This window comes from Vibrio sp. 1-1(7) (assembly GCF_013048485.1).
GTDB lineage: Bacteria > Pseudomonadota > Gammaproteobacteria > Enterobacterales > Vibrionaceae > Vibrio > Vibrio fujianensis.
In genome coordinates this window covers 288,325-313,932 of the sequence record NZ_VHSP01000001.1, presented here as the reverse complement: position 1 = coordinate 313,932, position 25,608 = coordinate 288,325, and the positions used below count along the sequence as shown (strand labels likewise).

20 protein-coding genes, 1 tRNA gene and 1 riboswitch are annotated in these 25,608 nt (G+C 42.0%); of the genes, 8 read left to right on the top strand and 13 right to left on the bottom strand.

Features of this window, described 5'->3' with window-relative positions:
* Nucleotides 1-10 precede the first annotated feature (10 nt).
* Both moaB and moaA read right to left on the bottom strand, forming a co-directional pair.
* Nucleotides 11-523 (bottom strand): molybdenum cofactor biosynthesis protein B, encoded by a 513-nt coding sequence (gene moaB / locus FKN05_RS01580; RefSeq protein ID WP_099611383.1) that lies wholly within the window; start codon nucleotides 521-523, stop codon nucleotides 11-13.
* A 93-nt stretch (nucleotides 524-616) separates the two neighbouring features.
* Entirely contained in the window at nucleotides 617-1,606 is a 990-nt protein-coding gene (moaA, locus tag FKN05_RS01575) for a GTP 3',8-cyclase MoaA (RefSeq protein WP_170886693.1), read from the bottom strand.
* Nucleotides 1,595-1,731, bottom strand: a riboswitch (molybdenum cofactor riboswitch). (Overlaps the previous gene by 12 nt.)
* Nucleotides 1,732-1,908: 177 nt before the next feature.
* Here moaA and FKN05_RS01570 point away from each other — a divergent pair.
* A complete protein-coding gene (locus tag FKN05_RS01570; protein WP_170886691.1) occupies nucleotides 1,909-2,799 on the top strand; it encodes a YvcK family protein in 891 nt (296 codons plus the stop codon).
* A gap of 12 nt (nucleotides 2,800-2,811) precedes the next feature.
* Here FKN05_RS01570 and luxU read toward each other — a convergent pair whose 3' ends face one another.
* The 3 genes from luxU to uvrB form a co-directional block, all read right to left on the bottom strand.
* Nucleotides 2,812-3,150, bottom strand: a complete 339-nt coding sequence (luxU, locus tag FKN05_RS01565) for a quorum-sensing phosphorelay protein LuxU (protein ID WP_170886689.1) — start codon at nucleotides 3,148-3,150, stop codon at nucleotides 2,812-2,814.
* A gap of 6 nt (nucleotides 3,151-3,156) precedes the next feature.
* Nucleotides 3,157-4,566, bottom strand: coding sequence for a quorum-sensing sigma-54 dependent transcriptional regulator LuxO (gene luxO / locus FKN05_RS01560; RefSeq protein WP_099611657.1), 1,410 nt, complete (start codon nucleotides 4,564-4,566; stop codon nucleotides 3,157-3,159).
* 292 nt (nucleotides 4,567-4,858) lie between these two features.
* Nucleotides 4,859-6,889, bottom strand: a complete 2,031-nt coding sequence (gene uvrB / locus FKN05_RS01555; protein ID WP_161430546.1) for an excinuclease ABC subunit UvrB — start codon at nucleotides 6,887-6,889, stop codon at nucleotides 4,859-4,861.
* 684 nt (nucleotides 6,890-7,573) lie between these two features.
* On the opposite strand from uvrB, the gene FKN05_RS01550 reads away from it, so the two are divergent.
* Nucleotides 7,574-7,649 (top strand) — tRNA-Asn (locus FKN05_RS01550).
* A 165-nt stretch (nucleotides 7,650-7,814) separates the two neighbouring features.
* Here FKN05_RS01550 and FKN05_RS01545 read toward each other — a convergent pair.
* Nucleotides 7,815-8,423 carry a hypothetical protein gene (locus FKN05_RS01545; protein WP_170886687.1) on the bottom strand — a complete coding sequence of 203 codons (609 nt, stop codon included), beginning with the start codon at nucleotides 8,421-8,423 and terminating at the stop codon, nucleotides 7,815-7,817.
* Between the two features lie 504 nt (nucleotides 8,424-8,927).
* Here FKN05_RS01545 and FKN05_RS01540 point away from each other — a divergent pair.
* The 5 genes from FKN05_RS01540 (at nucleotide 8,928) to FKN05_RS01520 (ending at nucleotide 12,953) form a co-directional block, all read left to right on the top strand.
* Nucleotides 8,928-9,539: a LemA family protein gene (locus FKN05_RS01540; protein ID WP_099611407.1), complete on the top strand. Its 612-nt coding sequence runs from the start codon at nucleotides 8,928-8,930 to the stop codon at nucleotides 9,537-9,539.
* Nucleotides 9,520-10,455 carry a TPM domain-containing protein gene (locus FKN05_RS01535; protein ID WP_170886685.1) on the top strand — a complete coding sequence of 312 codons (936 nt, stop codon included), beginning with the start codon at nucleotides 9,520-9,522 and terminating at the stop codon, nucleotides 10,453-10,455. Before FKN05_RS01540 ends, FKN05_RS01535 begins: the two co-directional genes overlap by 20 nt.
* Before the next feature lie 191 nt (nucleotides 10,456-10,646).
* On the top strand, nucleotides 10,647-11,339 hold the full coding sequence (locus FKN05_RS01530) for a CDP-alcohol phosphatidyltransferase family protein (RefSeq protein WP_170886683.1): 693 nt from the start codon (nucleotides 10,647-10,649) through the stop codon (nucleotides 11,337-11,339).
* A gap of 2 nt (nucleotides 11,340-11,341) precedes the next feature.
* Nucleotides 11,342-12,274 carry a phosphatidate cytidylyltransferase gene (locus FKN05_RS01525; protein WP_161427412.1) on the top strand — a complete coding sequence of 311 codons (933 nt, stop codon included), beginning with the start codon at nucleotides 11,342-11,344 and terminating at the stop codon, nucleotides 12,272-12,274.
* A gap of 7 nt (nucleotides 12,275-12,281) precedes the next feature.
* On the top strand, nucleotides 12,282-12,953 hold the full coding sequence (locus FKN05_RS01520; RefSeq protein WP_099611408.1) for a lysophospholipid acyltransferase family protein: 672 nt from the start codon (nucleotides 12,282-12,284) through the stop codon (nucleotides 12,951-12,953).
* Between the two features lie 104 nt (nucleotides 12,954-13,057).
* On the opposite strand, the gene FKN05_RS01515 is transcribed toward FKN05_RS01520, so the two are convergent.
* The 3 genes from FKN05_RS01515 to FKN05_RS01505 all read right to left on the bottom strand — a co-directional run bounded on the left by FKN05_RS01515 (nucleotide 13,058) and on the right by FKN05_RS01505 (nucleotide 19,522).
* Complete coding sequence (locus tag FKN05_RS01515) at nucleotides 13,058-15,112, bottom strand: IgaA/UmoB family intracellular growth attenuator (RefSeq protein ID WP_170886682.1); 2,055 nt, start codon at nucleotides 15,110-15,112, stop codon at nucleotides 13,058-13,060.
* Nucleotides 15,113-15,335: 223 nt separating this feature from the next.
* Nucleotides 15,336-18,407, bottom strand: coding sequence for an efflux RND transporter permease subunit (locus FKN05_RS01510; RefSeq protein WP_099611410.1), 3,072 nt, complete (start codon nucleotides 18,405-18,407; stop codon nucleotides 15,336-15,338).
* A 2-nt stretch (nucleotides 18,408-18,409) separates the two neighbouring features.
* Complete coding sequence (locus FKN05_RS01505; protein ID WP_099611411.1) at nucleotides 18,410-19,522, bottom strand: efflux RND transporter periplasmic adaptor subunit; 1,113 nt, start codon at nucleotides 19,520-19,522, stop codon at nucleotides 18,410-18,412.
* Nucleotides 19,523-19,637: 115 nt separating this feature from the next.
* Here FKN05_RS01505 and FKN05_RS01500 point away from each other — a divergent pair, with 115 nt between their 5' ends.
* Nucleotides 19,638-20,531, top strand: a complete 894-nt coding sequence (locus FKN05_RS01500; RefSeq protein WP_099611412.1) for a LysR family transcriptional regulator — start codon at nucleotides 19,638-19,640, stop codon at nucleotides 20,529-20,531.
* 104 nt (nucleotides 20,532-20,635) lie between these two features.
* On the opposite strand, the gene FKN05_RS01495 is transcribed toward FKN05_RS01500, so the two are convergent.
* From FKN05_RS01495 to FKN05_RS01480, 4 genes are all read right to left on the bottom strand, one after another.
* Nucleotides 20,636-21,538, bottom strand: a complete 903-nt coding sequence (locus FKN05_RS01495; RefSeq protein WP_170886680.1) for an alpha/beta hydrolase — start codon at nucleotides 21,536-21,538, stop codon at nucleotides 20,636-20,638.
* A gap of 110 nt (nucleotides 21,539-21,648) precedes the next feature.
* Nucleotides 21,649-22,530: an alpha/beta hydrolase gene (locus tag FKN05_RS01490; RefSeq protein WP_170886678.1), complete on the bottom strand. Its 882-nt coding sequence runs from the start codon at nucleotides 22,528-22,530 to the stop codon at nucleotides 21,649-21,651.
* A gap of 60 nt (nucleotides 22,531-22,590) precedes the next feature.
* On the bottom strand, nucleotides 22,591-24,513 hold the full coding sequence (locus tag FKN05_RS01485) for a TonB-dependent receptor domain-containing protein (protein ID WP_099611414.1): 1,923 nt from the start codon (nucleotides 24,511-24,513) through the stop codon (nucleotides 22,591-22,593).
* A 127-nt stretch (nucleotides 24,514-24,640) separates the two neighbouring features.
* A complete protein-coding gene (locus FKN05_RS01480) occupies nucleotides 24,641-25,591 on the bottom strand; it encodes a LysR family transcriptional regulator (protein WP_099611415.1) in 951 nt (316 codons plus the stop codon).
* Nucleotides 25,592-25,608 lie beyond the last annotated feature (17 nt).

Here is a 25,608-nt window from a genome sequence, read left to right as displayed (position 1 = left end):
ATGCTCCCTTTTATAGGCTCAAGTGCGGCATAAAATTACAAGGACGGTGGCTGGCATCCAACTGCTGTTTAATAATTTTTGTCCAGCCGGTTCGACACGCTCCGGTCGAACCGGGCATGGCAAAAATAACCGTATGATTAGCAAACCCAGCCACAGCACGAGACTGGATAGTAGAGGTTCCGATCTCTTCATATGACACCATACGAAATAGCTCGCCGAAACCTTCAACCTCTTTATCAAATAAGGGTTTTAATGCTTCTGGCGTACTGTCACGCGAAGTAAACCCTGTACCTCCTGTAATCAAAACAACCTGAACGTGCTCGTCAGCAATCCACTGGGAGACAATGGCACGAATTTGATACATATCATCAATGACAATTTGTTTATCAACTAGCTGATGTCCCGCTTCTATAAGTTGATCCGCTAAATAACGGCCGGAGGTGTCATTGTCTTCCGTCCGTGTATCTGACACGGTTAATACGGCAATATTCGCCGGTTGAAATTTACTTTCTGCATGCCCCATTTATTCACCTTCACTATTTATTCGTTGCTAGGGTCTGTTGACCTTTCGCGATTAAATTTTGTTCGAAAGGTCGACAGACCCTAAGTCACACCACTATCCACCGATAGAAGCAAGATGTGGTGTGATTCCCGTATTCCCCTCATGCAAAAAGTGGCTTACGGATTTATTCTGTAGTTGTCTTTGGATACGTTGAATCAATGCTGATTGCTGCTCATCATCTTGCAACAGATCGCGCAATTGAACGCCTTGGTCACCAAATAGACATAAATGCAACTTGCCAAGAGCTGAGATACGTAAGCGATTACAGCTATGGCAGAAGTTTTTCTCATACGGCATAATCAGCCCAATTTCACCCTGATAGTCAGGATGTCGATAAACTTGGGCTGGCCCATCATTTTTACCGCGAGCCTTAAGTTGCCACCCATCAGCGATGAGTTGATTGCGCAACGCAATACCAGACACATGATGTTGAATAAACAACGAGTCCATCTCCCCCGTTTGCATCAGTTCAATAAATCGAAGTTGTATCGGGCGATGTTTAATCCAAGCCAGAAACTGCGGCATCGTTTGTGCGTTGAGATTTTTCATCAATACCACATTGACTTTGACTTGCTCAAAGCCAACTTCGAAGGCACGGTCAATCCCTTGCATGACTTGATAAAAGCGGTTTTCACCGGTAATTTGTTGAAACATACGAGGGTCAAGGCTATCGACACTGACATTAATATCCGTCAGCCCAGCTTGTCTCCATTCGTCAATTCCCTTTGCCATACGATAGCCATTGGTCGTCGTTGCGACTTTTTCAATGCCTTTCTCACCGGCAACCGTGTGTATGATTTCAGTAAAATCTTTACGTAAGCTTGGCTCTCCGCCAGTAATTCTGACTTTAGAGGTACCACAGTGAGCAAAGGCACTGACAATGCGATGGATTTCAGGCAAGGTTAAAAAGGAGGAATTCTTTTTCCCCGAAGGTTGATAACCATCGGGTAAACAATAGGTACATTTAAAATTACAGACGTCTGTAATAGACAAACGCAAATAATAAAACTTGCGTTGAAATCGATCTTCAAATTGTTGCGCCACGGAACACCTTTCCAAATACGGGAGGCATAACCATTTCCAGTTAGGCCCTTGTGACGTGAAGTCACTGGCTTATGTCACTTATCATTATAGACTTAGCAACACTAAGCTCGGAGTTATGGCAACTAAAGAGGTCAGAGTATCCTCTCAATTGCAGCTAGGCGCTAAAATACTTAATATTGGTGTGTGATTCCAGTACCAGCACGAAAAAAACTTACTTGTCACTCAAATTACCTGAAAATGAGTACCATCTGTCGCTGAATTACTCTAAATTTTAAGGCATCGCAGGGCATAAGAAGAAATGTATGAGCCTCTATAAACATAAAAAGGTGGTCGCCATTGGCGGTGGTCACGGATTAGGCCGAGTATTGGCGGCATTAAACGTTTTTGGCAGCAACGCAACTGGGATTGTAACCACAACCGATAACGGTGGATCGACAGGGCGCATTCGTCATTGCCAAGGTGGTATTGCGTGGGGAGATACTCGTAACTGTATTAATCAGTTAATTACCGAGCCATCGATCAGCTCAATGATGTTTGAGTACCGATTTAAAGGCGCGGGTGAGTTAAATGGGCATAATCTAGGAAACTTGATGCTGACGGCACTTGACCATCTCTCGGTCAGGCCGTTGGATGCGATCAACCTTATCCGCAACATGCTAAAAGTCGATGTGAATATCGTCCCCATGTCTGAACACCCTGCAGATTTAACCGCACTATCGACGGAAGGGAAATGGGTCACAGGGGAAACAAGCGTCGATGAAATGCAGCAAGACTTGTTAAGACTAGATCTTGACCCAGAAGTCCCGGCGACTCGGGAAGGTGTCCACGCGATTGAGCATGCTGACGCCATTATTCTTGGCCCAGGCAGCTTTCTGACCAGTGTAATGCCACCATTGCTGTTACCAGAAATCGGCCACGCTATTGCCAATAATACTCAAGCTAAACTTATCTTTGTGGAAAACCTCTCGCCAGAATACGGGCCAGCAGGGCGAATGAGTTTGGCCAAAAAACTCGAATGGTGTGAACGAGCTTGCCAAGCACGTGAAATCGATGTGATTCTTGGAGCCGAACCTCACCCTGAATTACTGGATAAGTGGAACTGCATCACTCGTGACCTCGCCTCACCCAACCGTGACTGGCGACACGATCGCGTCAAGCTTCGTCAAGCGATTGAAGAGCAATTAATCGCTTAATTGCTTAATTGCTTAATTGCTTAATTGCTCATAATGATGGGCCGTATGCTTGAGTTTATCAATCATACTCGCCACTTCAATAGCCTCGTCTATGGCTATCCCTTGCTTGAATTGATGGTCAAGCGCTTGAGCCTTTGCATGCAGTCTATCAGCGCCAAAGCTAGCAGCACTGCTCTTTAAGGCATGACTAATTTCAGCCAAGTAAGCGAGCCGTCCTGCATTTTTTTCATCAGATAAATTTTTCTGATATGTGGATAGCTCGCTTAAAAATATCTCGATTAAGAGTGGCAAGTTTTCTGCACCAATCTCTTGTGATAAGCGCTCAATCTTATTGCGGTTGATCCATTCCATGGGCGATTACCTTTCCTTCTCTCGCTCTTGCTCTTTTTCATTCCAGGCTTGTAACTTACGATAAATTGTTGATGGGCTAACATCTAAGTAGCTCGCAGCGCGGGGAATATTACCATCACACGCCTTAATGGCTTGTTCTATCGCTTGTTTTTCTGTCACCCATAATGGAAAGATATCATGCACAGAAAGCACAGATTCCATCGTTTGAGACACTAAACGTTCTTGAGTACTCGGTAAATTCAACGGTGGCGGTAACATAGACAAGGTAATCTCTTGCCCATTATTAAGCACCACCACGTTACGTAACACATTTTGTAATTGGCGTACATTTCCTGGCCATTCGTAATGCTTAAAGCGTTCAATGACTTCAGGAGAGAGACGAACAAATTCCTTTCCTTCTTCTTTGGCCATATGCCCAAGCAATGAGTAAGCAATTTCAATCACATCCTCCCCTCGCTCTCTTAGTGGCGGCAAATGGAGAGGAATGACATACAATCGATAGTACAAATCTTCGCGAAAACGCCCCTCTTGAACTTCTTTCCAAGGATCACGGTTGGTCGCACACACAAAACGCACATCAACTTTATGCATTTTTGAGGAGCCGACTTTTTGAAAAGTCCCGGTTTGAATAAAGCGCAATAGCTTGGTTTGTAAGTCCAAATCCATTTCGCATAATTCATCTAAAAACAGAGTGCCACCATCCGCTAGCTCTGCTGCACCTTGCCGATCAACGGCAGCGCCAGTAAATGCGCCTTTGACATGGCCAAATAATTCGCTCTCAATTAAATCTTTTGGTATCGCGGCACAGTTAATGGCAATAAACGGTTTTTCGCCACGTTTACTCGCCGCATGGATCGCTTCGGCACAGACCTCTTTTCCGGTACCACTTTCTCCCGTGATAAAAATACTGGCTTTACTGCTGGCCGCAGAATCAATCGTTCGATACACCAATTGCATGGTCTGGCTACTGCCAATAAACCCTTGATAACTAGAATTATTCGCATGGCTAGGATTATTTTTTAATTTAGAAGCTTTACGAATTGCATTATTCACGGTAATCCGTAACCGATCCGCTTCACAGGGTTTAATTAAAAAGTCCTGAGCGCCATAACGCATCGCTTCCACTGCGGTATCGATCGAACCATGCGCGGTCATAAAAATAACAGGCACATCCGGTGAACGCTCTTTGACCGCTCGCAACACATCCATCCCAGTCATATCTGGCAAGCGCAAATCAAGTAAAATTAAGTCCGGTTTACGTTGATTTAAACTTTCAATGGCATCGCGTCCGGTACCAACAATCGTGATATCAATTTCTAATGGCGTTAAATAGGAACGATACAGCGCAGCAACCGAAACGGTATCCTCGACCATAAGTAGATGTTTTGATTTGAAGTGATTCTCAGTGTGTTGCATAACCCAGCCATTTATTATTTGCATTTTGATTAATCATTGCATTAAGAGTTGCATTTTGCAAATTTCATATTGCTATTCTGTTATTAATGAGCGGTCAATGTCGCGTAATATCCTCATAAACCAGCAATTTTATACTTGGCATGAAAAATGCTTATTTAAAAGCGACCCTAACGGGTCACCTAGCCAACTGACGTTGTTAGTGAATACTATATTCATACTATATCAGCCAATAGACCTTTTTCTATTGGCTATTTTTTTGCCTTTACCCCGCACTAACGATTCGTATCATGTGCTAACTATTCGCAATAAATTGCTGCCGCAATTTTTCTATTTCATCTCGCTTAGCCGCCGCTAACTCAAATTCAAGATCTTGTGCGTGTTGGTACATTTGTCCTTCTAATTTTAAGATTTCTTTCTCTAGTTGTTGAGGGGTTAAGTGTCTATATTCAGCTCTCTCTTCGGCGACTTTCGACAAAGGCACCACCCGGCTCACTTTTTGTTTACGTGCCTTAGTCGCATCGCCTAGCTCCATGATATCGCTAATACTACGCTTTAAAGCCTGTGGCTGAATGCCCATGCTCTCGTTATAGGCACGTTGTTTTTCTCGGCGACGTTCGGTTTCATCGATCGCTTTTTTCATCGACTTTGTTACGGTATCAGCATAAAGAATGGCTTTCCCTTCCAGATGTCGAGCCGCGCGACCAATCGTTTGGATTAATGAACGTTCAGAGCGCAAAAAGCCTTCTTTATCGGCATCTAAAATGGCCACTAAAGAGACTTCTGGCATATCTAACCCTTCTCGTAATAAGTTGATACCCACCAAAACATCAAACACACCAAGCCTTAAATCACGAATGATCTCAACTCGCTCAACAGTATCAATGTCTGAATGTAAATAGCGCACCTTTATCCCATGTTCATGCAAATATTCGGTGAGATCTTCAGCCATACGTTTGGTTAACGTCGTGACCAAAACTCGCTCATTTTTTACTGAACGTAATCGAATCTCTGATAGCAGATCATCCACTTGAGTCGTAACCGGGCGAACTTCCAGTGCCGGATCGAGTAACCCTGTGGGCCGAACCACCTGTTCAACCACTTCACCAGCCGATTTTTCTAGCTCATACTGACTCGGGGTCGCGGACACAAAAATCGTTTGTGGTGCGAGCGCTTCAAACTCCTCAAATTTTAATGGTCGATTATCTAACGCAGAAGGCAGGCGGAATCCAAATTCAACTAACGTTTCTTTACGTGAACGATCCCCTTTATACATTGCGCCAATTTGTGGCACCGTGACGTGTGATTCATCGATTACCAATAGACCATCATGAGGTAAATAATCAAAAAGCGTGGGTGGCGGCTCGCCTTCACTACGGCCGCTCAGATAGCGAGAATAGTTTTCGATACCAGAGCAAAAACCCAATTCATTCATCATTTCGATATCAAACTGAGTCCGTTGCGTAATGCGCTGTTCTTCCAGTAACTTATTATGTTCAAGCAAGTATTGACGACGAAGCTGTAGCTCTTGCTTGATCTGCTCAATGGCTTCCAGAATTCGCTCTCGAGGCGTAACATAGTGCGTTTTAGGGTAGATGGTATAACGCGCTAAATCACGCTGCTTAATGGCTCCCGTTAACGGGTCGAATAAACTGATGCATTCCACCTCATCATCAAACATCTCTACACGAACGGCTTCTTGTTCCGATTCAGCAGGAAAAATATCAATGACCTCGCCTCGGACTCGAAACTGACCACGCTCAAATGCCATTTCATTACGGGTATATTGTAATTCAGCTAAACGACGAAGCATGTCACGTTGATTGAGCACATCACCACGACGTAAATGCAGCATCATTTTCAGGTAAGAGTCAGGGTCGCCCAAACCATAAATGGCAGAGACCGACGCCACGATAATGGCATCTTTTCGTTCGAGTAACGCTTTGGTTGCAGAAAGACGCATCTGCTCTATATGGGCATTAACGGCAGCATCTTTCTCGATAAAGGTATCGGTTGTCGGAACATAAGCTTCAGGCTGATAATAATCATAATAAGAAACAAAATATTCCACAGCATTATGTGGGAAAAAACTTTTCATCTCTCCATACAGTTGAGCGGCTAGGGTCTTATTCGGTGCTAATAAAATCGTCGGACGCTGCGCTTGAGCGATCACATTAGCTAACGTAAAGGTTTTTCCCGATCCGGTGACACCCAATAATGTTTGATGCGCGAGTCCTGCATCAATCCCTTCTAACAGGCGCTGAATTGCTGCGGGCTGATCTCCCGAAGGTTGATAGTGCGAAACCAACTCAAATGCTTTGCTCATTATCATCTTTCCATGTTAGCGATTTTTATACCGGATATTCTCCGCATCCCAGCCTTGACTAGCAAGTAAAAGTGTTGCATTAACGTTTAAAATAGCTGAATGCTTTTCTCTCCAGCAGGATAGTGTTCGCTCAATAAAGTCAGCGCGTCCGTTCAAATCTAAACCGGCCATCTTAACGAGTAACAAAAGAATAAAAACGCTGACTCTTACAGAAAAATCTTGCGTGGTAGATCGCTAAAAGTTCACAACAAATCGTAGCCAACCTCTTTTTACTTTGCTATTATCCTCAACCCTAGTGATACTCCTCCCCGGCATTAACCTGTAAATAATCCACTGGTTTTCCCCATTTCTCTTAAATACATCTAAAATTTGTATATTTCACGCTATTAACCACCCACTTTTCTTATCTGTTGATAAAGCAATAAAAACCCTTAAAAACAGATACTTAAGCAGAAAAGAAATCGATTACACTGCTAAAACATAAAAATAAAAATAGAAAAGAAATAATTACCCAACAACCATCAACACACTTATCCACAAATTTGGTGGATAAGTAAATTGGGGCCAAACAGGATAAGGGATACAGAAAAGTAAAGTCCTTAATGTAAAAAAAAACTATTTTTTTCACACCGTATGAGTTGACACTTTGAATGCCAGTCGCTAACATCCGCAACAACAATTGATTCCCCCTTAGTTCAGTTGGTAGAACGGCGGACTGTTAATCCGTATGTCGCAGGTTCGAGTCCCGCAGGGGGAGCCAAATTCCAGAAAAAAAGACGTCCTAGGACGTCTTTTTTTGTCTCTAAACCTAGCACCTAGCTATATGAAGGGGTGGCATTCTCTTAATGTCTTATCCTGACTGATACTAGCTTAGTTTATCGAAGCAGCCCCCTTCACCGACCTAGAAAAAGTAAAACTGGCTAAATTAGGTGCGGAATGACGGATTTAAACCCGGATTATCATTCTCACTGCATAGTTTAGATTTATAAAACCTTTCGATTACTTTCTCAGCGGTATAAAATGGGTATTTAACTATTATTTTCTCGTCATCGATTATTCTTCTAGTAAAATAATCACCACCATAGAAATATTTATTCTCGAAATTATAATCTCTTTTTACCTTGCCAGATTCAAGAATAAAAACATATGGAGTAAACTGAATAAACCAAGGGGTGGTATTATCTGAGCTTGCATATCTTGTCTGAATAAAAAGCCTCAAATTACTGTCTGATGTTTTACAAGAAAAAACAAACACATCTTGTCCATATGGATTAAAATCTTTTTGTTCAAATAATAAACGTCGCTTACCAGCGATTGTTATGAATGCCTTAAGAATACCATCATTGAGGCCCGCTTGTTTGACGATACTCTCTTTCTGGAAAGAAATGAGAAACCCATCGCCTTGGAAATCTTTTATTTTCTCATCTTGAGTTTCTTTATATGATAATACAATTAAATCTCCAACATTTTCATCACTGGCTCGAGCTATACTAAAGCACAGTGTTAAGATGATAAGGTAGACATAACTTTTCATAAAATCGTAACCTTAAATTATTTTTTTATTAATACAGCCATCCATACCCAAACAACTTGGAGTTGCTTGGAGTTGCAGGTCGGCGGCAAGTGAGTCAGTCCACCAATCGGATAGGTAGACGATGCGATTGGGCTGAACGAACGTAACCAACACTGCGACAGCTTGAAATAGAAAAGGTATAAAGTGTCCACCACTCCCACCAGTTACCACCCGGCGAATGAACTCAATGATGCAACAAAATCTGCTGATGGTGGTAAGTAAAATTCAACTTGTTGAATAAGTTTTCATCATCTGCTAGATTGCGGGCGAATGAATAGGCTCCTATACAGGTCAACACACACATTGGTTTATTTGTGCAATTTAGACTCTCCTTACTTGAAACAGTAGCGGTGTTATACCCAAACAAATTGCACCGATCTGCGACGTCAAGTTAGTTAGCTGTATAAAAATCCGCCAAAATCGATTATTCCGTTCATCTACAATAAAACAAAAATAGGAACACTTGTGAAATATTTATACATCTTCTTAGTGCTGTTAACATCGATAAACTTATCGGGTTGTGGTTACAATGATATTCAACGTCAAGACGAAGCGGTAACCGCAGCATGGTCTGAAGTGATCAACCAATATCAACGTCGAGCAGACTTAGTTCCGAACTTGGTCAATGCGACGAAAGGCTATATGGCACATGAAGAGAAAATATTAATTGAAGTGACTCAAGCCCGAGCAAAAGTTGGTAATATGCAAATCAATGCGTCTTCGCTCCATGATCCAGCAGCATTGCAACAATTTCAAGCAGCTCAAGGTGAGTTATCCAATGCATTATCACGCCTGATGGTCGTCAGTGAACGTTACCCTAACCTAAAAGCTGATAGTTTATTCCAAAACCTGCAAGCTCAAATTGAAGGTTCTGAAAACCGCGTAACGGTCGCTCGAAATCGTTATATTCAAACGGTTCAACAATATAATACCTTAATACGTATTTTCCCGAACAACCTCACGGCAGCACTCTTTGGTTATGAAGTGAAACCAAACTTTAGTGTCGAAAATGAAAAGAAAATCTCCCTTTCCCCTACGGTCAACTTCGGTGATCATCATGCGCCTATCACAAACTAACCCAACGTTAACACGCCAATGGATTCAAACCGTCAGCTTGATCGTTATGCTATCCATTTCGCTCTTTTCTTATGCTACAGAGCCGCCACAACTTAAGCGGCATATTACCGACCAAACGAATACACTGACCAAGGCGCAAATCGAACAACTCGACCAACAATTAGTGGCATTAGAAAAGCGCAAAGGAGCACAATTGGTGGTGTTAATCGTTCCCACCACTGCCCCACAAACCATTGAGAGTTATTCGTTCTCGGTAGCCGAAGCAAATAAAATTGGCCGTAAAGAAACAAATGACGGTGTGTTACTGTTAATCGCTAAAGATGATCGACGTTACCGAATTGAAGTCGGCTATGGCCTTGAAGGCGCGATCCCAGATGCCACATCTGCGCGAATCCAGCGTGAATACATGAGCCCGCATTTTAAACAAGGCGATTTCTTCGGCGGTATTCATGCCGGTGTTGATGCCTTGATTCAATTGATTGATGGCGAAGCCTTGCCACCACCTTCTACAAAAAGTGAGGGGTTTAGCTTAGGCAAAATTTTTCTCGTCATTCTATTACTAAGCCCATTGATCCTAGTCGCCATTATTTTACGCCAGATCGTGTTCGCTTTTATTGGCGACCGTGGCTTAGTTGCCCGTATGTTTGTCGGTGCCATGATCATGGTTCTATTTTCTTTTTTCATTGGGTTGGAAGATCAGGCATACACCGCGCTAATCAGTGCCGCAATGGGAGCGGCCTTCCTTGCGATACCGGAGGGTTGGTTCAACTTTGGTGGTGGTTCAAGCCATGGCTCGTACAGTTCAGGTCGTTCAAGCAGTTCGGGTAGTTCGGGCAGTTCGAGTAGCAACTCGGGTGGTGGCTTTAGTGGCGGCGGCGGTAGTTTTGGCGGCGGTGGCTCATCAAGTAGCTGGTAACGATACCCCCAAACCAATACATCACTTTAACTGTTTCTATACCCAAACAACTTGGAGTTGCAGGTAGGCGGCAAGTGAGTGAATCCCCATGAGCATAGACAGGCTATGTGATTGGGGTGAAAGAACGTAGCCAACACCCCTGCAGCTTCAAGTAGGAAGGGTATAGCAATGATTATTTTTTACGAGGTTCTATGAATACCAACAACACTGATGAAAAAAATCGTCGTCCTCTCGCGGTAAGGGAGCTTAAAGTCACCAAGGGCATCGCCATCTGGTTAAGTCGGAAGCAGATTACCCCTAACCAAATTTCACTGATGAGTATTGCTTTTGCGCTACTGGGGTGTTTGATATTGATGATATATCGTCAGATGCCCGCATCATTTTGGTTAATCCTGACCGCGATATGTATTCAGGCGCGCTTACTGTGTAACTTATTTGATGGCATGGTGGCCGTCGAAGGCGGGAAAAAGACCCCCGCCGGTGAACTTTTTAATGATGTTCCTGACCGGATTGCCGATCCGTTATTCATTATTGGTGCGGGATTTGCCACCGCTTCGGCGATGGGTATGACGCTGGCTTGGCTTTGCGCTTTACTCGCCGTGTTAACCGCATATATCCGAGTTTTAGGCGTCAGCATGGGAGGTGAAGCCGATTTCCAAGGGCCGATGGCCAAACAACATCGAATGGCGCTCTTAACTTTTACTTTACTGTTTATCGCAGCCTTATCCTTATTTGATGAAGTGCCAGCCTTTTTTATCTATACCATGGATGCGGTGTTAGCCGTGATGTTGATTGGCCTAATTGTGACCATCAAACGTCGTTTACAGCACATCTACCAATTTCATGCAACGCGCCTCTCGTGGCCTAACGAACAAGGTGAATGACTATGTTCCATCTTCCGCAGCACTCACTGCATGTCATGTTGGCCATTTTAGCCGCTTTAATCACAGGCACCGTGTGTTATTTGTGGCTCTCACGTCGCCATCCAGAACGAGATTATCTTGAGCTGAAACTGCGCATCCGCTCTTGGTGGTGGATGGTTGCTATTGTCTTTATCGTGTTGCAGTTGCCACTCAATTACACGCTGTTTTTCGTCGGCTTTTTGAGTTTTATGGCACTCAAGGAATTTCTATCCATCGTACCGACACGAATGACGGATCGCCGAGTCATTTTTTGGGCATATTTATCTATTCCGTTTCAATATTACTGGCTCTCAATGGGCTGGTACGGCATGTTCATTATTTTTATTCCGGTTTATGTCTTCCTTTACCTACCCATGGTTATGGTTTTCATTGGTGATACCAAGGGCTTTATCCGCTCTGCTGGTATCATTCACTGGGCGATGATGTTAACCGTTTTTTGTATCAGTCATATGGCATACTTGCTGGTTTTACCCAGCTTGAACCCCGACGCAGGAACTGTGGGTATGCTGTTATTTTTATTAGTCATGACACAATTTAACGACGTCGCACAATATGTGTGGGGGAAAAGTTTCGGTAAGCATAAAATCGTTCCCAAAGTGAGCCCCAATAAAACGTGGCAAGGTTTTATTGGCGGCACGTTAACCGTCACACTCTCTTCGTATTTCGTTGCCCCTTATTTAACCCCATTGACGGCCAATCAAGGGCTTGTGGCGGGTCTGATTATTGCTTTGAGTGGCTTTATTGGGGATCTGGTTGTTTCTTCGGTGAAACGTGATCTGCGGATTAAAGACACAAGTCAGTTTATCCCAGGACATGGAGGAATTTTGGATCGTATCGATAGTTTGATGTTTACCGCGCCGTTGTTCTTCCACTATCTTTATTACCTTTACTACTGAGGTGTGTATGGCGCGTCTTCTCAAAGTGCTGTTTTTTTTATTGATCGTCAAACCCCTTGTGTTTATTGGTTTGGGATTAAATGTCTTGCAACGACAACATTTACCGAGCCAAGGCCCGATCATTATCGCAGCGAACCATAATAGTCATTTGGATACCTTAGTCCTGATGGCTCTTTTTCCGTTACACTTAATTCATCGAGTTCGCCCTGTCGCTGCGGCCGACTATTTTCTGGCTAATCCATTTGTCGCTTGGTTATCACTCAATATTATTGGCATCATTCCGATCCGTCGAACGCCTTCAAGCAGTGAGCGCGATACCGTGCTACAAGCCTGTCATGACGCGCTAGAACAAAATGACATTCTAATTATTTTCCCTGAAGGTAGTCGTGGTGAGCCGGAAATTATGAGTGGCTTAAAAAAGGGAATTTATCACTTAGTCAAACATCATCCACAACGTTCGGTGTTACCGGTGGTGATGCGTGGATTAGGTCGCTCCCTGCCCAAAGGAACCGCGATGTTGGTACCTTTCAACTGTGACGTTGTCATTGGTGAACCGTTAAGCGGCTTTACGGATGCAGAGGATTTTGTGCTCACGATGCAAAAGAGTTATCAGCACTTAGCTACACACTGCATCACACATTCCCAAGCGGCGGTCGACGATCATCAGCAGGATTTTTAGCTATCTATCACCAACATTCCCAATCACATCGTAAAATGAGGTGATTGGGAAGAACCGATACCACAGCAATTTTCAGTAGAAAGGAGAGCTAAGTTTTACTCACCTTATTTTGGGGGGGTTGAAACAATTAGCCAAACCATACGTGTAAAGTGTATAGCAGCGAGGCCTAGCAATACGAATAACAATGCTAACACCAGCCACTGCTGCATGAAATCTTGTTGGGTCAAGTCGGTTTCTAGCACCAATTCGAGGCTATCGGCTGTGGCTCTTGCAGAAATAACCACACCTTGTATCTCGCTAAAATTTGACACTTGGTTGAGGTATTCACGGAAAGTGGTCAACCCATCGATACTAAATTGGGCATTTAATTGGTCATATAATTTTTCAAGCTTAGGAGGAACCTGGGTAGCGCTTGCTAAATGAATCAACACTGCTGGTTCAGAGAGTGGATGACTCAAGTGGTTATCAACCAATTGCTGGCTAATCTCTTTATAAACTAATGCCATGGCCTGTTCTAGCGGATAAGTTTCACGCTTATGAGTCACCAAATAGGCAGTTTCATACTCATCTGATACCATTTGTTGCCAACATTGCTCAGCCGAACAAGTGCTCGGATTTGGTAAATCCGCTAATAACTTCTGCCACTGTTTAGTTAACTCTTCTTTAAATTGAGGACAATGCTCCGAGTAGTCACAAATAGGAGCAAATAATTCTGTCATCTTTTTGAAATATCGACCACTTAAACCTCGAATATCTTTTCTGGCACTGATGGTCTGCTTATTTAGTGATGCCAGAACAGTCAGGCGATAATAAGTATTAGCATTTAATTCTGGAGTAAGATTGGCATTATTGTAGTTATTAATAAATGCTAATTTAGTTTCCTCTACACTATCTGGCACACTCAATGTTGGTAACGCGTGATCAAGTAAATAAAAACGTTGGCATAAAACAGGATCAAAGCCATCCCAGTGGTTTTTTTCTGTTTTTAAACATTGCCGATGACCAGACAACACCACTTTTTCACCTATATTGGGATGCTGTTCTAACAACTCAGAAGCCCCATTAGCGGTAATCTTTCTCTCGTGCCAAATTTGTTGCAAACTCGCATCAAAAATAGGTTTTTCGACCATATTAAATGCAATTTGAGCGAAGATTAAAATAGCAATTAACATGCTAACATGAGGAGTAACTTGCGGCCTTGCTTCCGGCTGATCGGCGGCTAGCGATAAATTTTTATCGATAGAAACTAGTTTTTCTCTTTCAGGATACACCTCAAAATTAACAAAATGATCTATTTTCCGTTCGATTTCCTTTTTCCATTTAATGGGTGCATAGTAAGCGTATGAGCTAGCCATCGTTAATTGAGGCGGCTGAAAATATACCAGAAGCTCATCGCCACTCTCTTCTAGACTATAAATTTTTCCATTCATTTTAGTCACCATCACAGGTTTAGAGTGAGCGCGACGCATTCGAATAAAAAGCCAATAATTCAAAGGAAGGAGAAATAAGCTAGTGGCTGTTGCCAGAGCAGGATATCGCGAGTCGAATAACAATAAGAATAAGCACATGTTCAGCAGTACTGCGATCATACTGCCCATACCCAAGCCGGTGGGTTTTAATTGCTGATGTTCAGAAGCGTTGGCTTCACGTTTACCGGTTATTTTGATGTTGCTTTCTTTTAATTGACCTATTTCAGCATTATGTATTTTTTTATGATTAAGTTCTCGATTTTTCTGTTCGGTAGCGTCCTCTGTGATATACCAAACGTTATTTAATGAAATAAGCCAAGCTTCATCATTTTCATATATCACTTCAACAATATTTTCTTCGGGTTGTAGGTATGGCTGAGCGGTATAAGGGATATCGACCAAATATCCATTTATAGTGAAAAATTGCTCTGTGGCAAAACCATTTTTCTTCAATACCGACTTGGATATTTCACCAATAATTTCATATACTTGAGTATCTTTAGGTTCGAAATTAAATTTAGTTTTTAACGCATTTCTTTCCGCAAACGTTGTATGACGCGTTGGTTGAAGATCTTGGGGTAAACTTTCTAGTTTAGATTTAGCTGTGTCTTTTTCAGCTTTAAAACTAATTAAAGCAACAAGAGAAACAATCGCTATTATTAAGCTTATTATCAATATAAAGTTATTCATATCGCAAAAATTAAGTCATCAAAAAGATTGGTCAATGTAGCAAAATACCATATTGAAATCATTACAATTTGCGTCGTTGATTATCCACAACCATCTTGTATGCTAAAACAACGATGCAAGATGGTTTGAAGCCAATTTGCATCGTTGTAAGTTAGTGTTAAGAGAAAAGCAAGAACGTACTCAACCTCGCTAAGCAGCGCGGACGACGATATGCATTGAAAGATTAGCTGGTGACAAAATATTCTACTTTAATCTGATATATAATCGTATAAATCACAGGTAAAACAACCAAGGTAAGCACCGTGGCAAAACCTAAACCAAACACTATCGTTACCGCCATTGACTGAAAAAAAGGATCTGAAAGTAAAGGAACCATTCCTAACATCGTCGTTAATGCCGCCATCCCAACAGGCCTAACCCGACTCACCGCTGATTGATAAACAGCTTGGTAAGGCGGTTTACCATCTTTTAATTCCACGTTAATTTGATCAACCAATACAATGCTATTTTTGATAATCATCCCACTTAAACTCAGCATTCCTATAATTGCCATAAAACTCAAAGGAGCATCTAATACTAGTAGACCAAAAGCTACGCCTATCACCGCAAGCGGTACGGTCAACCAAATAACAATCGGCTGTCGTAGCGAATTAAACAGTAAAACGGTAATCAAAAACATGGCTAAATACCCCATGGGGATAGAGCTAGCTAATCCTTGCTGCGCTTCAGAAGAGGTTTCAAATTCACCGCCCCACTCCAGTGTATAGCCAGCAGGTAACTCTAAGGCCTCAACCTTATGACGTACTTTTTTGAGTAATGAATCAGCGGTTTCATGGCTATAAGTTGCCGGATCAGCTAATACCGTAATCACTCTCTTTCTATCACGACGCATAATGATGGGGTTTTCCCACTCACTAGTAAAATGGCTAATCAGTTGGGTTATCGGTGTGAAATCACGATATTTAGAACTCCAAACTTGTAACTCATTTAAACTATTAGCCTGTTTACGTTCATTCGCCGGGGAACGAGCAATTATCGGTAATAGGTGTGAACCATCCCGATAAATACCTATTTGTTGACCATTAAAATTGCGTAGTAAAGCGGTATCTAGATCTTGCTTACTAATTCCAATTTCACGTGACCGAGCTAAATCAATTTGTGGTCGAATAAATAAACTCTGATTTCTCCAAGTATTACGAATATTATCTGCGTCAGATTCTTGATCAAAGATAACCTTAACATGCTCTGCTAATTTTCGAAGTATTATAGGATCATCCCCATACAGCCTTGCCTCTATCTTCGCCGCTGGAGATGGGCCATTTTCCATTTTTTTTACTCGATATTCAGCTTCCGGATAAGTATCTCTTAAATATTGCTCTAGCCAAGGTAAAAACTGGGCTAGATTTTCTAAATCTCTCATCTCAAGTAGTAATTGAGCGTAAGCAGCATACGTTTTCTCTGGCTGGTAGGTTAATGCAAAACGTTGCGCTCCCTGCCCGGTCACCGAGGTAATATTCACTATACCGTGTTCATCATAAATAGGTAATAAGTCGTGTTCAATACGCTTGACTAACGTCTCAGTACTGAGGATATCAGTGCCTTCTGGCATCCAAATATCGACCATAAAAATAGGTGTTGTAGATGCTGGGAAAAATACACTTTTTACTTTTGTCATGCCGACTACAGCAGCAATGAGCATCAGGAAAACGGTGATCAAACTCAAAAAACGATAACGCATTGCAGACGATAATATTTTATCGTATATATTAAAAATGACTCCGTTATAAGGGTTTTCTTCAGCATTATTTTTATCTCCATCCTTAAAAAGTAAATAACAAAAGAAAGGAGTAATTGTAATTGCCGTCAACCAACTGATTGATAATGATATAAGCAATACTTGGAATAAAGAGGCACAAAACTCTCCCGTAGCATCTGATGAAAGGCCTATCGGCGCAAAAGCCATAATCGCAATGATGGTCGCACCTAATAGCGGCCCTTGACTTTGTTTAACAATACGACTAGCCGCCTCCCTACGACTTAATCCTTTTTTTATACCAATAATAATACCTTCAGTAACAACAATTGCATTATCAACTAGCATGCCGAGAGCAATAATTAATGCGCCAAGTGAAACGTTCTGTAACTGAATACCAAATACATTCATGACAATAAATGTCCCAAGTATAGTAATCGTTAAGACGGCCCCCATCAAAAGCCCGGATTTTAACCCCATAAACACCAACAAAACGAGAATCACAATCGCAACAGACTGAGCAAGATTAATGATGAATCCACTAACGGATTTATCCACAATTGATCCTTGATCATAGATGACATTAAGTTGCATTCCGACTGGAATTTCAGATGATAATGATTCTAGATGTTGGCTAATTGCCCGAGAAATATCGACCACATTCACGCCAGAAGAATAAGAAACACCGACCGATAAAGCTTTTTCTCCATTGTTATGATAAATTTGACTTGGTGCTTCTGTGGTCGTTCGATATACATTAGCAATATCCCCCAAATAAATTAATCGTTGGCTGTCCGCAGGGCTGACTAAAATATTTTTCATTTCGGTAATATCAACAAATTCCCCTGTTGGATGAATTCGTATTCGATAATCACCAACCAGCATTTTTCCTGCATTGGAAACCACATTTTGAGTTTGCAATAGCCCGTAGATATAATCCGGCTCTAACCCTAAAGCCGCTAATTTTTGCTGGCTTATTTCTACTACGACTATTTCTTGTGGAATACCCGAAACGGAAACTTTTTTTACCCCAGGTATTAATACCAGTTCTCGACGTAATAAATTACTAAAATTATGCAATTCTCGATAGCTATAATCTTTTCCAGTAAGATTGAGTAGATAACCATAAACATCAGAAAAATCATCAACAATTACCGAGGGGCTAACACCAGTGGGCATCGTACCTTGCGTATCGTTCACTTTACGCCGTAATTCATCCCATACTTGCGGTAAACTATGCTTATCATATTGATCGCTAATTTCTACTTCGATTTGAGATAAGCCCGCACTATTGATTGACGTTATGTGCTTTATCTGTGACATCTGCTGAATCGCATCTTCTAATGGAAGCGTCACTTCTTCTTCTACCTGTTCCGAGCTTGCCCCCGGATAGTTAGTAATCACTAAGGCTGTTTTTATGGTAAATTCAGGCTGCTCAAGTTGTCCTAAACTCGTGAAAGAAATAACCCCTCCAACCATCATCAATAATACAACCATCCAACTGATCACTTTATGGTTAATGCTATAGAGCGCTGCATTCATGGTTATACCCCTCTCGCCCAAGTCAGGGGTTTAACTAACTCTTTTCCCGTTAACGAGTTGACACCATTAACAACCACTTGCTCACCACCCTCAAGCCCAGACAAAATTTCAACCCCTTCAGCGCGAAGATTACCTAGTGAAATCGGGGTTAATTTCAATGTCTGAGTCTCTGGCTGATATACCCAAACAAAGGCATCATGTTCCCCTTTATCTGTAAAATCCTGACCTGTTTTCACTAACGCACTCAATGGTAAAAGTGCCATCGAAGGATAATGAGAAGAATCAGGGATCATATCAATTGAGACCGTCGTACTCATCCCGGGTAATAAATGCATGTGTTCTGGTGCGGTTAAGGTAAAGGTCATTTCATAGGTTTGTGTTCCTTCCGCTGCAAGAGAACTATGCTCTTTATAACGCAACAAAAAACGCTCCCCTAAGCTATCAAACTGCGCAAAAGCCTTTATATCTTCAAGAGGCATGGCATTTTTTAAGTCAAGAAGCACAGATTCTGGCAATTGAATTTTTAGATCAAAAGTATCGATATTTTGCAAAGTAATGATGGTTTGATTCGAAGGAATCATTTGGTAGTTATCCGTATGTACCTTCGCGATAACACCTGAAAAGGGAGCATATAACGTCGTATACGCTAATTGATCCTTGCTTGCTCTCAGGCTAGCCTCTGCTGATTTTAAGATCGCACTGGCACTATCAACATCTGAAGCCGAAATTAATTTTCGGTCCAGTAAAGTTTGCTTGCGTTTAAAATCAACTTCAGCCAGTTCAAAGTTTGCTTTTGCATTCAACAGAGCATTGATAGCATCACGTTTATCTAACTCGGCAAGAATATCACCTTGAGTAACAGATTGTCCTTCCACTAAATCTAGTTGAATCAGTTCTCCATTAATTCTAAAAGCAAGGTCTGCTTGCTGGCTCGCATAGACCTTACCAGGGAAACGTCGTTGTTGTGACGACGGGGATTGATCAATAAGAAGCAATTTTACCGAGCGAGGTGCACTTGGATGGGTAGCTTCGTTTTGACTGGCAAAATTACAACCAGCAAGCAAAGTTGATAGTGCAAATATGCTGGTAATTGGATAAAACATAAATTTCAACATAGTATCCTTGAGATCTGTCTACTAATAAAAATTTATTATAGAGAACCCTTCCATTGCAAAAAACACAACAATGTGCAACATTGAGTTCTAAAAATCAAAACAAAGGCATCTAAATATGAGAATAGAAGATATTAAATTATTTCATTTAATTGTAGATGCAGGCAATTTAACTAAAGCCTCTGAATTACTAGACTTGCCTAAATCCAACTTAAGTCGACGGATTAAAAATCTAGAAATAGAGCTAAAAGTCAGCTTATTCCATCGTCATCAACGAGCAATCACGTTATCGGAAAATGGCCGACTCTTTTATCAACGCACTCAACCCCTCCTGGCAGATTTCGATGCCGTCATTGAAGATATGACACACGATTCACTTGAGCTAAACGGTCATCTTAGATTACAGTTACTACCATTACCGGGGATAGATATCTTTGAAAAATCAGTATTTAAATTTATGGAGAAACACCCTAAAGTACATATAGAAATAATTATCAGCGCCGATGACAGAAACTTAATTAAAGATAATATAGATATCGCCATTCGTATTGGAAAACAATTAGAAAACTCTAATTTAATTGCACGTCCATTAAAAACAATTACCATGGGCTATTACGCCAGCCCTATTTATTTAAAGAAGCATGGCCATCCCTATAGTGAAGATGAATTAAAACAACATAACTTTATTATTCAAAGAATGCCTGATGGCAAATTAGCAAGGCAGTTTCCTTTATCTAACGGACAAACATTTCAGGCAAAAGGAAAACTGATTGTCAATGATATTGCGCTTATCACCAGTGCTTGCATTCAACACCAGGGAGTAATGTACCACCCGAATCATCTTGCCAAACCTGAAGTCGAACAAGGAAGATTAGTACATTTATTGCCAAAAACTGATTCGGTAAAATATACTGGATGGCTAGTTTATCCCAATCGCAGTAGTTTATCTCGCGCAGCAAAAGCTCTAATAGATTTTATATACAAAGAAGTTGAACCTATGGTGATTGAATAGCGATATCCACATACGCTTAACTGTTCAAATAGCAAAAAATCGACAATTATACCCAAACAACTTAGAGTTTCAGGCAGGCGGCAAGAGATAAATAAAGTATTGCTCTATTCAACCTTTGACTGAATAAAATCTAACACTTGAGTGACATACGGATCGGTATCAAAAATCGGATCACCATGGTGAGCCCCATCAACTAAATAAAGATGATTTTCTATCCCATAACCGTCAAGTACACTTTTTAAATACTCACTTTGGCTATATGGTACCGTGGTATCATTAAGGCCATGAAAGATAATAAAAGGTGGTGTTGTGTTATTAATATAAGTTGTTGGGGAAGCCCATTTAGCAAGCTCAGCATCTTCTCTTGGTGATTTACCCAGCATTTTAGCTTGTGATGAGTCTGGTGCGTCATGGTCGATTGCTCCGCTATTTCCTTTCAGTTCAACAAGATCGCTCGGTCCAAAAAAATCCACCACTGCGGACACTTTATAACGCGGCTCATGCCCTGCGAGATAAAAGCCACTGTCATAAGTATTAGACGTCGCCACTAACATCGCCAAATGCGCCCCAGCAGACCGACCCATCATCACCACACGATCACTCTTTAAAGAGAAATTCTGACGGTGATCCATCAGATAATTGATCGCATCGTTAATATCTGCGACTGGTGCAGGAAACGTTGCTTCGCTGCTTAAGCGATAATTTACTACCGCCACCGCGTAACCTTGCTTTAACAACGTGTTCGCTAATCGTCCATTTTTAGTAAAAAATTCATCTTTCGATCCACGCATCCATGCTCCACCATGAACCCATACGAGTAAAGGTGCCGCTTGTTGTTGATGAGGCAGATAAAGATCCAAGGCAAGAGTCTTTCCGTTCACTGTCTTATAATCGATGGTTTGTTTTTGAACAGGAACTGGCGTGAGCTCAAGCCCATTTCTCACGCTACAACCCACTAAGCTTACGATACCAATCAGCATTGTTAGCCCTATTATTACTCTTTTCATTATGATGACCTCTTAAAATAGTACACAAGCCAATATTAAAGTAATGGCTCGACCTATCCACTCACTTTGCATTTATTTACCTGACACGCTGAGATTGGTGGCCATTGAATTCAAACCATTACCGGCAAATAGCGTTGGATAAAACGAATAACGGTAGGAACGTATTTCTCCGTATCAAAGACTTTCGCGCTATGGCCCACGCCTGGTTCAATCAAAAGTTGATTCTCTACTCTGTGCTGATCCAACTCTTGTTTAAACTCCATACTTTGTACTATTGGTACTTGTTTATCTCTATCACCATGCAGTAAAAGAAACGGTGGTGTTTGAGCAGAAACATAGTGGATCGGTGAAGCTTGTTTCGCTAATTCCGGGGCTTGTGCCGGAATAGCGCCAAGAAATTTAGAAACGGATGAATTTTGAGTGGTCTTGTCGCCTTTGGCATTACCTAACGCTAATAAATCCATTGGCCCAAAGAAACTGACCACGGCGGCAACTTGATATTTGGGTTCAAAGGGAAAATTGAGATCTCGATGCGTGTTCAGCACGCCGATCAGTCCCGCTAGGTGCCCTCCCGCAGATCGCCCCATTAGCACCACTTTTTCAGCATCAAAATGATACTCATCTGCCCTTTGATGCAAAAAATTGATCGCATCATTAATATCGATCACCGGTTGAGGAAAACTCGCTTGCCCGCTTAATCGATATTCAACCGCAGCCAAGGCATAGCCCTGAGCAAGTACCGAATCAAGCAGTTGTCGATTGCCCGTTTCAATCGCTTCTTTACTACCTCTCTTCCATGCTCCGCCATGAATCCAGACTAGTAACGGTGGACGCTCAACCCTAGACTCCTGAGGAAAATAGATATTGATCTTCAGTGCTTGCCCATTAATCGTTTTATAAACGACATCTCTACTGACGTTAGCGTTAACATCTAAACTTAAGCTCGGTGATGCAAAACAACACAGCAACAAGAAATAAATAATTTTTTTCATGATCAATTCTCAAAGTCTCTGGTGATCATGGCACCAGAGACATGTGGTTTAAAAGTGAGATTAAAATGTCGTGTTAATAGCGAACCAATAACGCCGCCCATCTTCCACATAACCATATTCTTGATAAGTGGTTTCTTTATCAAACAGATTGTAGATACCGGCCATAAGCTTGACATTGGTATTGAGTTGCCAATGAGCACCAAAGTCGAAATAGGTGACTGAAGGGGCTAGCACATTGCGAGAATCTTGGGTAATTGCCTGTTTTTCTTTACTCCGGTAGGAGGTACGAGTCCAAATATTGAGATGATCAACGACAGACCAGTTAGTATTAATCGCCAAAAGATGATTAGGCATCTGAGTCAACGGCAATCCTTTGTCATCACCAGACTGTTTTTCCGTCTCACTATAGGTATAGGTTGCTGACACATCGAGAGTTTGAACAATGTTTTTCGAGATAGACACTTCCGCGCCATACGTTTTGGCATCTTCGACATTGACGTAAGTGGCATCGCAGGCTCGGCCACTGCAGTTGGCATCAAGGTTGACCTTGTCAATTTTATCTTCGAAGCGGTTGTAAAACAGCGTCACGTTCGATGTGAGAGAATCATCGCCAACAAAATAAATTCCTATTTCCGTATTGACCGATGTTTCAGGTTTCAGATTTGGGTTACCAAAGACCTCGCAGCGACCATTGCAGCTTTCTTGTACCCAATCGCCTTCCATCTCCGTCAAGCTCGGCGCACGATAGCCTGTCGAAAGCCCACCTTTTAGCGTCCAATGGCGATCTAAACTATAAACACCGTATAAACGCGGGCTTAGTTGAGTATCAAACTGATCATTATTGTCCAAGCGTAACCCTGCGGTTAATGCAAACAGCTCGGTTAAGTACCATTCATCTTCGGCATACAAAGACCACTGGCGGTTTTTAAACAAAAACTGGCGATTATCCAACTGCTGTTTTTCGTAAGCAGCACCCACCGTCAAATAATGTTCGCCAATGGGCATCGACCACTGTGTATTCACGCTGGTATTTTCGACCTCCAATTGACGGCCCACATTTTCAACGTTTTCGTGACTTAAATACGATTGACCTTGCCCCCATTGATAAGTCCCAGCATGAGCCAAGCCGAATGAGCGACGGTGGTTATTGGTTTCTGCATTTGCCGTTCTGGACTTGTTTTCAGTATTGATGCGTTGTTGATCATGATAGGTATAGTCGAAGGTCAGCGTATCGTCATCGGTCGGTGTCAGATAAAGCGACGCGCGATAACTTTGTAGCTCCTTACCCCCATTAGCATATAAGATTTCATCTTCTTTACGCTCTTGATACAAACCCGATAGCGAAGCACTGAGTAAGTTTTCCACTAACGGGCCTGCAAGATAAAGCTGGCCTTGATAAAAATCACCAGATTGGGCCTTTTCTTGCAATGTTGCTTCAGCACGAAGGCTACCGTGCCACTGCTGATAATCTTTGCGGGTAATGATGTTGATAACACCACCGATCGCATCCGAACCATACAACGTCGACATGGGGCCACGTACCACTTCGATACGTTCAATAGCATTCAGCGGAGGTAACCAGTCCTGTTCAAAACCACCCCCACTACTCACTTGAGTTTCGCGCCCCGACTGCTTGCGCCCATCAACAAGAATAACCGTATATTCAGAAGGCATCCCCCGTAAAGAAATCTCCTGACGCGAACCGCCTCCGGTGATAATGACCCCCGGAAGATCTTTCAGAGCATCGGTTAAGTCTTTGTAAGAGCGGCTATCTAACTGCACACGGTCAATCACACTAATCGATGCTGGTGCTTCAGTGGCAGCTTTGTCATAACCTGATGCGGTCACCACCAAGGTTTCCATCGAAGAAGCGTCTATCTGCGCCGCAAAAGCCGGGGTAAAAAGAACGGTACTTAGCCCTATCGTCATCATTTCTGTCATTTTTACAGACTTACGACGACAATCAAAACGAACTGGTTGCATGATAATTAATCCAGATTATTACTGATAATTATTATCAATTAGATAGAGGGAAAGATAAATTAGCAATCAGAATCGTATTTGTGAATGCGAATATCACTATCCGCATATTGCATAACACTGCTATGAATTATGCAATTATTAGATTTTCTGCATGATCTTCGACATAATATTGTTTGAAAATTGAGCGCACCCATTCACACATCGCATCATCATGAAATCGCTTGTGCCAATAGAGATACACCGAGGTAAAGTCTAAGCGGAGTTCATTCGGGACAGATCGGGTGATTAAGCGACGATCTCGACACGCCTCCTCAGCATAAGCAGCAGGAAGATGGAAGATGATATCGCTGGTCGCTGCAATATTCGCTGCAGAACTAAAATGACTGAGCAGCACAGGAACCGATAGGCGATTCTTTTTATCGACTAAACCAAGCTCAATAAATTTATGTTCAAACGAGAGGGTTTTTTCTCCCTGCAGAGAAATTTGTCCAAAACTGCAATGGCGCAATTTTTTCGCCGAGAGTGTTTGCTCGGCAAGCGGATGATCCCGACTCATAAGTAGCTTAAATTCACGTTTGGCAACTATCATTCGGTATAAATTTTGATCAGAGCTGGGGGGCTGATGAGCAGATAGAACAAAATGCACATCACCGGCAATCAAGGCTTCAAAGTGCCGTTTCGCTGTAGTATCAATACTGATGGTCATTTTCGGCGCTTGACGGCGAATTTCACCAATCACCGTGGGCATTAAGGTATTGATCTGCGGCTGGAGACCAAAAAATCGTACAGTACTTGTGGTTGTTTGCGGATCAAAGGACTGTTTGTTCACCAATACTTCTAAGCTATTGATCACTAAATTAATGTCTTGCTTGATATTCAAGGCTTTCGGCGTTAACTCATAGCCTGAATGGGTTCGAACCAAAAGCTCATCGGAAAATAGTGCACGCATTTTTTGCAGCGCACGGCTGACAGATGACTGGCTAACATTCATTCTCAGAGCCGTATTCGAGACATGCTTTTCTTCAAGTAAATGCTTAAGAATCAGCAGAGAATTGATATCAACCTGAGATATGTCCATAGTAAAAGCTCTTTGAT